This window comes from Paenibacillus monticola (assembly GCF_009664975.1).
Classification (GTDB): domain Bacteria; phylum Bacillota; class Bacilli; order Paenibacillales; family Paenibacillaceae; genus Paenibacillus_AQ; species Paenibacillus_AQ monticola.
The window spans coordinates 159616-173196 of sequence record NZ_WJXB01000010.1 but is presented as its reverse complement, the minus strand read 5'-3'; the positions used below and the strand labels follow the sequence as shown (position 1 = coordinate 173196).

Sequence of the window (13581 nt, the reverse complement as noted above, 5' to 3'; positions counted from 1 at the left end):
ACGGGTGCCTTACTCTTCACGGAGTAGGGTACAGCCGTTTCTTGCTTTATAATGGAGTAAATAAGGTTCCGACAAATAATAAAGTAGAGAGTTTGCAAAAGAAAGGAAGGATTTATTATGAGCAACATACTGGAAAATATGAGAGTAGCGGCGGCAGAAATGGAAGGGGGCGCAGCCTTTGCCCTGCCTCAAGTCATTGTTGTAGAGCCAGGAGCGCTGAATAAGGTAGTTCCGTTCATCGAGGAACAGGACTGGAAAACTCCGCTGCTTGTTGCCGATGTACATACGCTTAAAGCCGCAGGCGGCAGTGTGGAGAAAGGGTGTAAGGAAGCCGGGATTCCGACTCATATTACTCTAGTGCTGCCGAATGCCATGGGAGATGTTATCGCTGACGAAGCTTCGGTAGTTCAGGTACTTTTGGCAGTTCAGCAGAATAAAGCGGATGCGATCATCGTCGTAGGTTCAGGAACATTGCATGATGTAGCCCGATATGCCGCATATACTGCGGGGATTCCGTTTCTGTCCATTCCCACCGCTCCTTCGGTAGACGGCTTTACCTCCAATGGTTCGCCGCTGATTATCCGTGGCAACAAGCTCACGATACCTGCTGCAGGTCCGGTTGCTATTTTTGCGGATACGGATATATTGCGGAAAGCACCAGCAGCGATGATTGCTGCCGGATTTGGGGATATGCTGGGTAAGTATACCTCTTTATTTGACTGGAAATTTGGACGACTAACTGCAGACGAACCGTATTCTCCGGTAGTGGCGGCGATTACTGAAAAAGCACTTTTGGCCTGCGTGAATCATGCGGAGGATATCGGCAGCCATAGTGAGTTGGGTATTCGTATACTGACAGAAGCGCTTATTGAATCCGGTCTGGCCATTCTGCTGTTCGGTCAATCCCATTCCGCTTCGGGGGCGGAGCATCACCTGTCTCATTATTGGGAGATGGAGTACATTCGTACGGGAAGAAGACAGCTGCTGCATGGGGCTAAGGTAGGTGTGGCCTGCGCAGAAATTTCCACGTTGTATCACGAATTGGCAGAGTTGCCGGGCTTGGATAATAATAGCCAATGGGAGCGGGTACGTAACGAAGTTAACCAGTTGCCAACGCCTGAACGGATACGTGAATTGCTGCGTACAGTACATGGTCCTTCTACGCTGGAAGAGCTGGGTGTGAGTAATGATCTATTGCGCAGAAGCCTTGAGGAGGCGCATTTGATCCGGATGAACCGCCATACGTTGCTGCGGGCGTTTAACGAGGGGACGATAGCGACTGTGCTGGCGGAATAAAGAACTAACATAAGCAGGAGTAGATCACCTTAAATTAAGCAAATTTTTATAAAGGCTTCATGTGGCTTTAAGCTAAGTGCTTTATAGTAATCACATGACCCCCCTATAATATATCTGGACCCCGCCAAACGTTGGTGGGGTCACTTTTTTTGTATTAGCAATTATTAATAAAACATCTGCTTGTTTCCGATAAATAACAGATATATGAATTCAACATTATGGGGGAATTATCATGGAAATCTCAGACTCTCAAGAGGTTACCGATCAGCTTATTATCAAATCTATAGAACAAAATTTGGCGATCATACGTTTTGGCCTAGATCGTCGGGTGACCTACGTTAATGATATTTTTGCCCGTTCCATGGGTTATATAAAAGAGAACATGTTTGGAATGCACCATAAAGAATTATGTTTCCCCCAATTTGCGAATAGTCCGGCTTATGAGGAATTTTGGCAGGATCTTCTGTCAGGAAAAAGCTTTCAAGATAAAATTGAACGAATGGATTCGCAAGGTAATACCATTTGGCTCGAAGCTACCTATATGCCTGTGTTCGACGAGCAGCATGAAAAAGTGCTCAGCATATCGAAGGTGGCAACGGATATTACAGAAAGACAAAATAACATTAGCATTGTTGTCGCCCGCATGCAGGAAATGGCAGACAGCCTGAATCAACGCGCCGAGACAGGAATTGCACGAAGTCAGGAATTAATGGTGAGCATCAACAAGATCGCAGAAGTATCTATGGAAAATACCTTGATCCTGACTGAACTGCAGAAGGAAGCGGTAACGATCCATGGAATGGTTCAAACGATTCGTAATATCGCTTCACAGACTCACCTATTAGCCCTTAATGCGGCGATTGAGGCTGCTCATGCCGGAGAGTTTGGTCGAGGGTTTGATGTAGTAGCCAAAGAAGTAAGGAAGTTGTCGTCGATGGTCGAGAATACGATCATTGAGGTGCGGGATAGTGTGGAAGCCATAACCATAGAAGTCGCGAAAATATCCAGTGGCACCAACCGTGTACAAGAAAATGTAGAGAACAGCCAAGAGCAAATTCAAGTGGCGATGAATGATTTCACAACTATTGCCTCCTCTGCACAGGATCTCGATAATCAGGCACGCGAAGTGTTAAATTCCATATAGACCATTGCGAGATCGCAAAAGAAGCGCGTACCTTTCGGGGGATGTGCTTCTTTTTTAGTCTTGTGTTCCTCCCTTTTGTTGTTATACAGTTAGTAGATGCACCCTGCGGGGTTTCAGAAATCATGTGTACAGCAAAGGAGAGAAGTGCCTTGGAAGTTACCCGTTGCGGATGGGTCAATGAAGATCCTCTATATATAGCTTATCATGATGAGGAGTGGGGCAAGCCTCTTTATGAAGACAGAAAGCTGTTTGAATTGCTGATGCTGGAAGGCATGCAGGCAGGACTGAGCTGGTACACCATACTAAAGAAACGAGATCGCTTTAGAATAGCATTCGACGGGTTTGATCCGGGAATTATTGTGCAATATGATGAAGTGAAACTTGAGGAGCTCATGAATGACAGCGGTATTATCAGAAACCGCCTTAAGATAGACTCTATTGTCCGAAATGCAGGTGTGTATTTGCAGATATGCCGGGATGAGGGCAGCTTTGCAGATTATCTCTGGAGTTTTGTAGGCGGCGAACCACGGATTAACCATTGGGAGAAGCGGGCTGAAGTGCCAGCTACGACTCCATGGTCCGATGCCATGAGCAAGGCGTTGAAGAAGAAAGGCATGAAATTTGTGGGCTCGACCATCTGTTATGCTTTCATGCAATCGTCCGGCATGGTGAATGACCATACCTTGAACTGTTTTTGCCGCAATAGCGGTCTTGACCCGTTGCGCTGATCCACAGTTTGGCGCTAGACCAGTAAGAAATGTTATACTGTCCAGAGCAGCAAATGCTCCACAAAACTAAGCGAATGCTTACGAAGCAGTTTTGAACGAAGATAATTCAAGCAGCAAATGCTCCACAAAACTTTTAGGAGGATTCAAAACAATGTTATGGCATGAACTGACGATACATACAACAGAAGAAGCGCAGGAAATGATCTCCAATCTGCTATACGAAGCAGGCGCGGGCGGTGTTTCTATTGAGGAATCCGGTACGCTGAACAAAGTACGTGATACACGTTACGGTGAATTATATGATCAGCCGTTGAATGACATTCCCGAAGGGGAAGCGATCATTAAAGGCTATTATTCCGATACCGTCTCCATGGAAGCAATTATAGAAGAACTGGCCCCAAGAGTTGAAGAACTGCGCGAGTTCGGTATTGATCCCGGCAAAGCGCTGATTTCTTGGACAACCGTCGACGAGGATGAATGGGCGCATGCCTGGAAGCAATATTTTAAGCCATTACGTGTTTCCGAGCGTCTTACGATCAAGCCGACTTGGGAGGAATATACGCCTGAAAGTCCTGAGGAGAAGATTATAGAGCTAGACCCCGGCATGGCATTCGGCACCGGTACCCATCCTACTACGGCACTCTGCCTGCGTGCACTGGAGAAGAATATTAGCGGCGGTGAAGAAGTTATCGACGTGGGTACTGGCTCAGGTATTCTGGCGGTAGGCGCAATGCTGTTGGGTGCGAAGTCCGTACTGGCGCTCGATCTGGACCCAGTGGCTGTAACCAGTGCTCAGGAGAATGTAGCGTTAAACAAACTCCAACATGCCATTACGGTAAAAGAAAGTGACTTACTAACGCTGCTTGGCGGCGCTGGTGTAGCTGATACGGCGGCAGGAGATATGTGGCCGTCCGCCAGACCGGGCCATACCTTGGGAGAGAATGCCTTGCCTGCTGATGCTGAACAAGAAGCCGAAGGCAACCTTGGAGTTACGCTGCCGGTACAAATTGTAGTGGCGAATATTTTGGCAGAAATCATTGTGCTGTTTACAGAGGATGTATACCGTGCGCTTAAACCGGGCGGGATTTATATTACTTCCGGTATTTATAAGGATAAAGAAGGGCTTGTGGCACAGGCGTTGACAGCCTCCGGGTTTGACATTATTGAAGTATCCCATGAAGAAGATTGGGTGGCATTTACAGCCGGAAAGAGGTAAAAATGGATTTATTACAGAGCTTTATACGTATACCACTGGAACAGCTTCCCTTCTTTCTGATTACGTTGCTTATCGCTTTTACGGTGCATGAGTTTAGCCATGCTTATTTTGCAAATAAGTTTGGTGACCCGACAGCACGGCTGCTGGGACGCATGACACTTAATCCGGCCGTTCATTTTGATTTCTTTGGGATCATCCTAATGCTCATCGCGGGCTTCGGCTGGGCGCGTCCGGTTCCGGTAAACCGCGAGAACTTCCGTCGTCCCCGTCTGATGGGCGTCATTGTATCCATTGTCGGACCCCTAAGCAATTTACTATTAGGGATACTGGGTGCATTAATCTACGCAGCACTTGAGGCGAGTGGAGCTTTAAATTCGATCTCCAATGACCGTTTACTCCAGGCTATTTACATGTTTTTTGGTATTTTCATTCAACTCAATTTCTTTCTGTTTCTGTTCAATCTTATTCCGCTGCCGCCACTGGATGGTTATCGAATTGTGGAAGATATCGCTCCACGCCCAATCCGCGGGAAATTACAGCAATACGAGCAGTGGGCTTCGTTTCTTTTTCTGCTGATCGTCTTTCTCCCTGGGTTGCGAGCTTATACCATTACACCTCTTAATAATTGGTCCACTCAAATGGCAGGTGAATTTGTGAACCTTTTCTATAAGTTTTCCCTTCAGATATTTGGCAGCTAAAGAAGCAAATCAAGGAACAGGATGATGATGATATGCAACGATATTTTGTTACACCTGAGCAGTTCAACGATAGCACAGTAAGAATCGACGGTGAGGATGCCCGTCATATTGCCAAGGTGATGCGCGGCAAAGCAGGGGATAAGCTGATCGTCAGCGATGGCATTTCCCGCGAAGCGTTAGTGGAAATTGCTATTATCGAAATTGGAGAAGTAACAGTGAATATATTGGAAGCGCTGGAGATGACCCATGAGCCACGGGTCAAGATTACCGTAGCCCAAAGTTTGCCCAAGGCGGACAAGATGGAGACAGTGATTCAGAAATGTACGGAGATTGGTGCTGTGTCGTTTATTCCGTTTCTGTCAGAACGTACAATCGTGCAATACGATGAGCGTAAAGAGAGCAAACGGCTGGAACGCTGGCGCAAAATCTGCAAAGAAGCAGCGGAGCAAGCTCACCGGAACATCGTGCCGGAGGTGAGCTCCCCACTGACATGGAAGAAGCTGCTGCAATCCTTCGGGGAATATGACGCTATTTATTTTTGCTATGAGAAGGAAGAAGGTCTGCAGCTGCGCAGTGCGGTAGCACCATGGTTTTCTACTTTAGCTCCAATGGCAACTGGCAAGGTGCTGATTGTAGTGGGTCCTGAAGGTGGCTTCAGCCCAGAGGAATGTCTGGGAGCCGAGGAGGCAGGGGCGCTCTCCGTAGGTCTTGGGCGGCGTATTCTGCGCTGTGAGACGGCGGGCATGGTTGCCGTGGCCTGCATTCTGTATGAATCGGGAGAAATGGGGGAGCTTGAGTTATGTCATCCGTAGCATTTTATACTTTAGGTTGTAAAGTTAATTTCTATGATACTGAAGCCATTTGGCAGCTGTTCAAAAACGAAGGCTACGAACAGGTCGATTTTGAAGGGCCTGCCGATGTCTATCTGATTAATACTTGCACTGTAACCAATACCGGGGATAAAAAAAGTCGCCAAATGATTCGGCGGGCCGTTCGCCGTAATCCAGAGGCCATCGTGGCTGTTACGGGTTGCTACGCGCAGACCTCTCCCGGTGAGATTCTAGATATCCCTGGTGTCGATCTCGTGATTGGCAATCAGGATCGCGACCAGATCATGACCCATGTGAAGAATATTCAGGCAACACGCCAGCCCGTCAACGCCGTCCGCAATATTATGAAGACGCGTGAATTCGAGGAAATGGATGTACCTGGTTTTGCTGACCGGACACGCGCTTTCATGAAGATCCAGGATGGCTGCAACAACTTCTGTACGTTCTGTATCATTCCTTGGTCGCGCGGTCTTTCCCGCAGCCGTGATCCCAAGAGCATCATCACTCAGGCTCATCAACTGGTAGCAGCCGGATATAAAGAGTTCGTATTGACGGGTATTCATACCGGAGGTTACGGTGATGATCTTGAGAATTACCGGCTGTCTGATTTGCTGTGGGAACTAGATCAGGTGGAAGGTCTGGAACGGGTGCGTATTAGCTCGATTGAGGCTAGCCAGATTGATGTGAAGTTGCTTGAGGTGCTGAACCGTTCCACCAAAATGTGCCGCCATCTCCACATACCGCTACAGGCTGGACATAACGAGGTGCTGAAAGCGATGCACCGTAAATATACGACCGAAGAGTATTATGCCAAAATCGGGCTGATCCGTCAGGCCATGCCGGATGTTGGGATTACAACAGACGTAATTGTTGGCTTCCCGGGTGAAACCGATGAGATGTTCCGTGCCGGATATGATTTCATGAAGGCGGTGGGCTTCTCGGAAATGCATGTATTCCCGTATTCCAAACGGACGGGTACACCGGCAGCACGAATGGATCACCAGATTGATGAAGAGATCAAGAATGTCCGTGTTCAGCAGCTGATTGATCTCTCCGAGGAAATGCAGCTGGCCTATGCACGTACATTTGTCGGGCAGACGCTGAGCGTCATTGCGGAAAGATCGGCGAAAGGCGCACCTGGCCGGGCTGTTCAGCATGGCTTCAGTGACAATTACCTGCAGATTCTTTTTAATGGTGATGATTCGCTGCAGGGTGAGCTTTGTCAGATTAAAATAACTGAAGCTGGTGTTAACGAATGCCGGGGTGAGCTGATTGGCATAAGTCATGCCAGTTTGCAGTCATCTGCTGGTTAAGGTAAGCATCTTAAGCATATATTTCTCGAAGAAACGGATACCGTCCCTAAAAGGACGGCGAAGCCGTTTCTTCTTGTTATCTTATGAAGTTTAATTTTAAGAAAAGGGGAACTTGTATGGTGCACAAGGAAATTTCGGCTGGTGGTGTTGTATATCGCAAGGGTAACGCAGGCTTGGAAATCCAGCTGATTGTGGACCGTTACGGCAAAGTAGCTCTTCCTAAAGGGAAGATGGAAGTCGGAGAAACCGTAGAGGAGACAGCCCTGCGTGAGATTCTCGAAGAGACAGGTACCATCGGTGTAGTTAAAGCACCCGTGGATATCATTAAATATACGTACCACCATCCGGTACACGGTAAGGTGGATAAAGAGGTTCATTATTTTTTGGTGGAAGCTACGGGTGGTGTAACTGAGGCTCAACTTGCGGAGATCAGCGCTGTGGAATGGCATGAACCGTTAGCTGCTTGGGCGAGAGGAACTAACAATTCCTACTCCAATAATATCCATATTCTGCGTAAGGCACTGGCGTTGCTGGGTATTCAAGTGTTCTAGTTATAAAGTCCTGAATTCAGTCTAAATTCGAAGGAATATGAGAATAAGGTAAACACTTTGGGGCTAGATGTCGATATAAGTGGAAGAGTGTGGAAAATAACATTATAGCCTAAGGAGAGAAATGATGACTGTGTACAGAAAAATGACGAAATTGCTCTTCATAATGATACTACTTGCTACTGCTGTTTTTCCGGTAAGTGTCTTGGCAGCTACGGGCGACGTCAACTCGATTGAATTTGATAGTTCGGCAAAAGTGGAGCTTATTGTAGGCCAGACGCCGAAGCAACTAAAGGTATATGCCAGCGTGGAAGGGTCTTCCTCCAAAAGAGATGTGACTGCTTCGACTTCATGGAGCTCCTCAAAAAGTAACGTTGTGCAAGTGGTCAATGGTCAGCTTACTCCATTGATTAGCGGTACTGCTATCATTACAGCTACGTATAAAGATGCCCTCACCTCAATTGAGGTTTCTGTTACTTATCCCTATAAGGAATTGAAGCTGGTGCCAAGCTCCACTGGTAACTATAAATTAGGTGACGATGAAGCTCAATTGCTCATAAAAGCCAGTGCTCTTGGCGGAAAGTCGGAGACTACCGACAATGATGTAACCGCTGATGCCGATTGGAGCAGCTCCAATACGAACGTATTGAACATCAAAGATGGCAAGATTACGCTAGCTGGTGAAGGAACAGCAACGATCACCGCTAAATACAAAGGCTTGACAGCTACATATAAAGCTACAGTGCAATTGCCATACTCCGCGATTGAGCTTAAGGAGACAGTAAAAGGTACAATCGTTAAAGAACTTGAAATGCTGAATGGAGACAACCCGCTTCAGCTAAGTGCTGTAACCCAAATATCAGCAGTAAATGTTGTGAGCGAGGATATTACTAAGAAGGCTGAATGGAACTCCTCTAACGTGGCTGTGGCTACTGTAAAAGAAGGGTCAGTTAAAGTTCTATCCTCTGGTAAAACTGTGATCTCAGTTACCTACCTAGGTATTTCAGCTTCTGTTGATGTATATGTTCGTGCGCCCTTCGAAGCCATGTTGTTAACGCCATCAGGAGATCATTCCTTGTTCATGGGTGAGAGTTTAAAGGTTGCGGCAGATGTGAGAGATGCAGCAAATTCAACAAAGCCTGTGTCCAAGGATGCGGTGTGGAGTTCCGATAATCAACTGACGGCTACTGCAACAGTAGCGGCTGATGGATTATCTGCTGTGATCACAGCCAAAGCAGTCGGAACCACGACAATCAAAGCAGAATACAAAGGTGTTAACAAAACCTTTAAGCTGACTGTGTATCCAACGATTACAGCTTTGGAAGCTGAGAAGAATGAGAAGACGGATACAACGGATCAGGAATTATATACGGCAGACTCAGTAAGCTTGCCGAAGGTTACTGGTACGAAGTTGGACGGAACGAAGCTTGATCTCAGTCAGGAGATAGAGTGGAATTCCAGCAATGTAGACGTTGCATTGGTTAAGGATGGTAAATTGGTCGCGGTAGCGGCAGGTACGGCCAGTATTATTGGCAAACTGAAGGGCGGGGATGTCTCTGCACCATTAGCAACTATCCGTTCCCAAAACGTTGAAATAAAAGTAACAGTAAAAGATAAGGTGCTTATCCTGATTGGGCCTGAAGATAACTTGGGTCTTGTCACTGGTGAAGAAGATCCGCTTCCTACAATTCAGGCTATTATGGAAAATGGCGAAGAGCGAGATGTCACCGGAACAATCGAATGGACACTTACCGGTACAAATGCCGTTATCAAGCAGACTACTACTGGTAAAGTCCTTAAAGGTCTACTGAAAGGTTCAGCGAGCTTAAAGGGTACCTATGCGAATATGACCATCAGCATTCCGGTTACGATTGAGCAAAAGGTCGTCAAGCTTGTAGTTGAACCGGCCACTTTGGAAATGAACATTAAAGGCTCCAAGACGATCAAGGTGACTGGCTATTATTCCACGGGCAAAACGGCGAATTTCTCCAGCGGAATGAACTGGGAATCTTCGAATCCATTGGTGGCTACCGTGAAGGGTACCTCCGTTAAGGCTGTAGCCGAAGGAACAACTACATTAACCGGATCGTATCAAGGCATAACTGCAACGGTCAAAATTACTGTTGTTCCCAAGCTTACTAAGGTGACAGTCAGCGAAACCAGACTGAAGCTGGCTTCGGGCTATACCAAAACCGTAGTTGTGACAGCACTTTACGACACCGGCAAAGAGGTTAATGTTACAGATAAAGTTATCTGGACAAGTTCTAAGCCTTCCGTAGCGAAGGTGAACGCTTCTGGCAGTATTACAGCTGTGAGCAAGGGTTCAGCATCAATTAAAGGCAAATTCGATACCAAAACAGTGACTGTTTCGGTAACTGTGAATTAAATTATAGTATGGGGTGTTGTCCATAAGGGCGGCACCCCTTTTTTCTGGGGAAATCCATATTTTAATAATATTATCTGTTTGGCCTCTAGTAATTCCCACTAATCCGATGTATAATTCCAAAAACTACATACACAGCTGCAGCATGTAAATAGGGTTAGGAAGCAATACATTCATGGACCAAGGGAGATGAGATCGTTGGGAAAACAAAAAGTGTTATCGATTAAGACGATTGTAGCTATTGGTATCGGATCTGCATTATTCGTAATTTTGGGAAGATTCGGCTCGATTCCATCCGGTGTCCCTAATACTAACATTGAGACAACATACGCTTTGCTTGCGTTGTTTGCACTATTATATGGTCCGGTTGCGGGGCTGTTGATTGGTCTGATCGGTCACACACTGAAGGATGCTATTTTTTACGGTTCGCCTTGGTTCAGTTGGGTCATTGCTTCAGGATTGGTCGGGCTGATTATTGGCTTGCTAACCTCGAGAATATCCATCCATGATGGGGAGTTTGGCAAGAGGGAACTCATCCGCTTTAACCTAGCCCAGATTGCGGCGAATGCAGTGGCCTGGTTCATCGTAGCACCGGTATTGGATATTCTAATCTATGCGGAACCCGCTAATAAAGTATTTACGCAAGGGTTAATTGCTGGAGCGGCGAATATAGTGACGGTAGCGATAATTGGCTCATTACTGGCTGTCGCTTATGCCAAAACAAGAACGAAACAAGGTAGCTTGAGCAGGGAAGCTTAAGCTAGTCCAATCTAAATTTCTCAACAAATCAAATCACTAGAAAAGCCGGTGTAAACTACCGGCTTTTCTCTTTTGCACATAAGGCATAATCATCAGGGGAGGAAGGTCAATATGAAAAAGGCGGTCATTGAATTCGCAGATTTCGGTTTTCAATACCGGGCTCAGAAGGAGCCTACTCTCCATGGAATTACTCTAACAATTACTGAAGGAGAGAAAGTGCTCATTGTCGGGCCATCCGGTTCAGGCAAAAGTACGCTGGCCCACTGCATCAACGGCTTAATTCCTTTTGCCTATTCAGGAGAAATGACGGGCTCGCTGCGGATTATGGGTCAGGAGCAGCAGGAAATGAGTATCGCCGAGCTGTCCGATCGGGTCGGAACCGTACTGCAGGATCCAGACGGACAGTTTGTCGGTTTAACGGTCGGTGAGGATATCGCATTCCGGCTGGAGAATGATGCAATTCCACAGGCGGAGATGCTGGAGAAGGTAAATGCTGCGGCAATAGCTGTCGATATTCATGAATTTCTGTCGTCTTCACCGCAGGAATTGTCAGGCGGACAAAAGCAAAAAACGACATTAGGTGGAGTGCTGGTGGGGGATGTTGACATCCTGTTGTTCGATGAGCCGCTGGCAAGTCTAGATCCGTATACCGGAAAAAAAGCGATTGAACTCATTGACCGGGTGCAAAGGGAGGGCGGCACAACAGTCATTATTATCGAACATCGGCTCGAAGAGGTCCTGCATCGAGCGGTCGACCGTATTATTGTTATGGATGAGGGTCATATTGTTGCAGATCTGCCGGCTGCCGAACTATTGAGCGCTGATCTGCTTCGTAATGTGGGCATCCGGGAGCCCTTGTATCTCACAGCGCTGAAATATGCCGGTTGCAGCATTACGCCGGATATCAATCCGCAACATATTGACGATGTCCGGCTTGATGAGTATGCCGGTAAGCTGAAAGTTTGGTATGAGAACAACAATATCCAACCGACAAGCCTTGAATATCCTCCTCTGCTTGAATTGCGGAACGTTACGTTCGGGTATGAGAAGAATCGACCAGTGCTTCAGGAGCTCACGCTACGCATCGGCAAAGGAGAGATGCTGAGCATTGCCGGGCGGAATGGAGCTGGGAAATCAACCTTGTCCAAGCTCATTTGTGGATTCTATCGGCCAACGTCGGGAACGATCTGGATGAATGGACGGGATATTGGCCCAGACTCGATTAAAGAACGGGCGGATCGGATTGGTTTTGTCATGCAGAATCCCAATCATATGATCTCCAAGACACTTCTTTATGATGAAGTTGCACTGGGGCTCATTCTGCGAGGGGCTTCGGTGGAACATATCCGTGAAAGGGTGCATGCTATTCTGAAGGTATGTGGGCTGTATGCTTTTCGCAGCTGGCCGATTTCGGCGCTAAGTTATGGTCAGAAGAAACGTGTCACTATTGCTTCAATTTTGGTGCTGGAGCCGGAAATTATTATTTTGGACGAACCGACTGCTGCTCAGGATTATCGGCATTATAATGAAATGATGGAGTTCCTGCTGACACTGGTCAACCAAGGCATGACAGTGATGATGATCACCCATGATATGCACCTAATGCTGGAATATGCGCAGCGGACCATTGTACTCGCAGGCGGTGTGAAGCTTGCTGATGATAGTCCGGAGCGGGTGCTCGGCGACACGGAAGTCGTACGAAGTGCCAATTTGAAAGAAACCTCGCTATTTACATTAGCTTTGAGATCCGGCTTGGACCAACCAAGTGAGTTCGTTAGGCGCTTTATTGCGTATGACAGGAGGGTCCGGGGCAGATGAAAGCCAATATGCTAACATTCACAAAGCAGGATTCACCGATTCATCGCCTCACAGGTGCTACCAAGCTGATCATTTTCGTAGTTTGGTCCGTTGCCGCAATGATTACATACGATACCAGATGCTTGGCAGTGATGCTGGTGTTCAGTCTATTTCCATTTATACTCTCCAAGGTTAAATTTCGGGACTATGCTTTTGTATTGTCTTTGATTTTGCTCTTTTTTCTGTTGAATCAACTGGCTATCTTTATCTTTTCTCCTTTGGAGGGAGTGCGTATATATGGTTCGCGTCATGATATCGTTCATCTTGCAGGCAGGTATACCCTGACGTGGGAGCAGTTGTTCTATCAATTCAATATTGCGTTAAAATATGCCGTAGTCCTTCCAATGGCGCTGCTTTTTCTGCTGACCACAGACCCTAGTGAATTTGCCGCCTCGTTAAACCGGCTGGGAGTTAACTATAAGATTGCTTATTCTGTATCGCTCGCTCTGCGTTATATTCCAGATGTTCAGCGCGACTATGAGAACATATCGTTCTCTGCTCAGGCGCGTGGGATTGATATCTCACGCAAAGAAAAGCTGTCCAGACGGGTGAAGAACATCATCTCGATTCTAATGCCCTTAATTCTAACTAGTATTGAGCGGATAGATAAGATTAGCACGGCCATGGAGCTGCGCGGCTTCGGCCGCAAAACGAAACGAACCTGGTATAAGACTCGTCCGTTCTCAAGTCAAGATTATATCGCTTTGGGACTGATCGCCTTGATCGCTATTGCCTCGACTGTGATTACATTTTACGATGGATCGCGGTTTTATAACCTTTTTGAACCCAATTGAAGTATAATAGTACAA

General features: G+C 46.8%; 12 protein-coding genes. All 12 read left to right on the top strand.

The window, feature by feature from the left end; genetic code table 11:
- Nucleotides 1-117 precede the first annotated feature (117 nt).
- The 12 genes from GJB61_RS22345 (at nt 118) to GJB61_RS22290 (ending at nt 13566) form a co-directional block, all read left to right on the top strand.
- Complete coding sequence (locus GJB61_RS22345; RefSeq protein ID WP_154121243.1) at nt 118-1296, top strand: sn-glycerol-1-phosphate dehydrogenase; 1179 nt, start codon at nt 118-120, stop codon at nt 1294-1296.
- A 232-nt stretch (nt 1297-1528) separates the two neighbouring features.
- Complete coding sequence (locus tag GJB61_RS22340) at nt 1529-2440, top strand: methyl-accepting chemotaxis protein (protein WP_154121242.1); 912 nt, start codon at nt 1529-1531, stop codon at nt 2438-2440.
- Nucleotides 2441-2589: 149 nt separating this feature from the next.
- Nucleotides 2590-3168, top strand: coding sequence for a DNA-3-methyladenine glycosylase I (locus tag GJB61_RS22335; protein WP_229522220.1), 579 nt, complete (start codon nt 2590-2592; stop codon nt 3166-3168).
- A 151-nt stretch (nt 3169-3319) separates the two neighbouring features.
- Nucleotides 3320-4384 (top strand): 50S ribosomal protein L11 methyltransferase, encoded by a 1065-nt coding sequence (prmA, locus tag GJB61_RS22330; protein WP_154121240.1) that lies wholly within the window; start codon nt 3320-3322, stop codon nt 4382-4384.
- A 2-nt stretch (nt 4385-4386) separates the two neighbouring features.
- Nucleotides 4387-5082, top strand: coding sequence for a site-2 protease family protein (locus GJB61_RS22325; protein ID WP_154121239.1), 696 nt, complete (start codon nt 4387-4389; stop codon nt 5080-5082).
- A gap of 32 nt (nt 5083-5114) precedes the next feature.
- Nucleotides 5115-5894: an RsmE family RNA methyltransferase gene (locus tag GJB61_RS22320; protein WP_154121238.1), complete on the top strand. Its 780-nt coding sequence runs from the start codon at nt 5115-5117 to the stop codon at nt 5892-5894.
- Nucleotides 5882-7225: a tRNA (N(6)-L-threonylcarbamoyladenosine(37)-C(2))-methylthiotransferase MtaB gene (gene mtaB, locus GJB61_RS22315; RefSeq protein ID WP_154121237.1), complete on the top strand. Its 1344-nt coding sequence runs from the start codon at nt 5882-5884 to the stop codon at nt 7223-7225. The genes GJB61_RS22320 and mtaB overlap by 13 nt, the downstream gene beginning before the upstream one ends.
- 116 nt (nt 7226-7341) lie before the next feature.
- On the top strand, nt 7342-7776 hold the full coding sequence (locus GJB61_RS22310; protein WP_154121236.1) for an NUDIX hydrolase: 435 nt from the start codon (nt 7342-7344) through the stop codon (nt 7774-7776).
- 142 nt (nt 7777-7918) lie between these two features.
- A complete protein-coding gene (locus tag GJB61_RS22305; RefSeq protein ID WP_229522218.1) occupies nt 7919-10159 on the top strand; it encodes an Ig-like domain-containing protein in 2241 nt (746 codons plus the stop codon).
- 195 nt (nt 10160-10354) lie between these two features.
- Nucleotides 10355-10915: an ECF-type riboflavin transporter substrate-binding protein gene (locus tag GJB61_RS22300; protein WP_420819765.1), complete on the top strand. Its 561-nt coding sequence runs from the start codon at nt 10355-10357 to the stop codon at nt 10913-10915.
- Between the two features lie 111 nt (nt 10916-11026).
- Nucleotides 11027-12733 (top strand): ABC transporter ATP-binding protein, encoded by a 1707-nt coding sequence (locus GJB61_RS22295; protein ID WP_154121234.1) that lies wholly within the window; start codon nt 11027-11029, stop codon nt 12731-12733.
- Nucleotides 12730-13566, top strand: coding sequence for an energy-coupling factor transporter transmembrane component T family protein (locus tag GJB61_RS22290; RefSeq protein WP_154121233.1), 837 nt, complete (start codon nt 12730-12732; stop codon nt 13564-13566). Before GJB61_RS22295 ends, GJB61_RS22290 begins: the two co-directional genes overlap by 4 nt.
- The last annotated feature ends 15 nt before the right edge of the window (nt 13567-13581 follow it).

Bases quoted from the DNA above. Each gene is read 5' to 3' on its own strand.
- GJB61_RS22345 (WP_154121243.1), top strand. From the start codon at position 118: ATGAGCAACATACTGGAAAATATGAGAGTAGCGGCGGCAGAAATGGAA.
- GJB61_RS22325 (WP_154121239.1), top strand. From the start codon at position 4,387: ATGGATTTATTACAGAGCTTTATACGTATACCACTGGAACAGCTTCCC.
- GJB61_RS22290 (WP_154121233.1), top strand. From the start codon at position 12,730: ATGAAAGCCAATATGCTAACATTCACAAAGCAGGATTCACCGATTCAT.
- GJB61_RS22320 (WP_154121238.1), top strand. From the start codon at position 5,115: ATGCAACGATATTTTGTTACACCTGAGCAGTTCAACGATAGCACAGTA.
- prmA (WP_154121240.1), top strand. From the start codon at position 3,320: ATGTTATGGCATGAACTGACGATACATACAACAGAAGAAGCGCAGGAA.
- GJB61_RS22295 (WP_154121234.1), top strand. From the start codon at position 11,027: ATGAAAAAGGCGGTCATTGAATTCGCAGATTTCGGTTTTCAATACCGG.
- mtaB (WP_154121237.1), top strand. From the start codon at position 5,882: ATGTCATCCGTAGCATTTTATACTTTAGGTTGTAAAGTTAATTTCTAT.
- GJB61_RS22305 (WP_229522218.1), top strand. From the start codon at position 7,919: ATGACGAAATTGCTCTTCATAATGATACTACTTGCTACTGCTGTTTTT.
- GJB61_RS22340 (WP_154121242.1), top strand. From the start codon at position 1,529: ATGGAAATCTCAGACTCTCAAGAGGTTACCGATCAGCTTATTATCAAA.
- GJB61_RS22310 (WP_154121236.1), top strand. From the start codon at position 7,342: ATGGTGCACAAGGAAATTTCGGCTGGTGGTGTTGTATATCGCAAGGGT.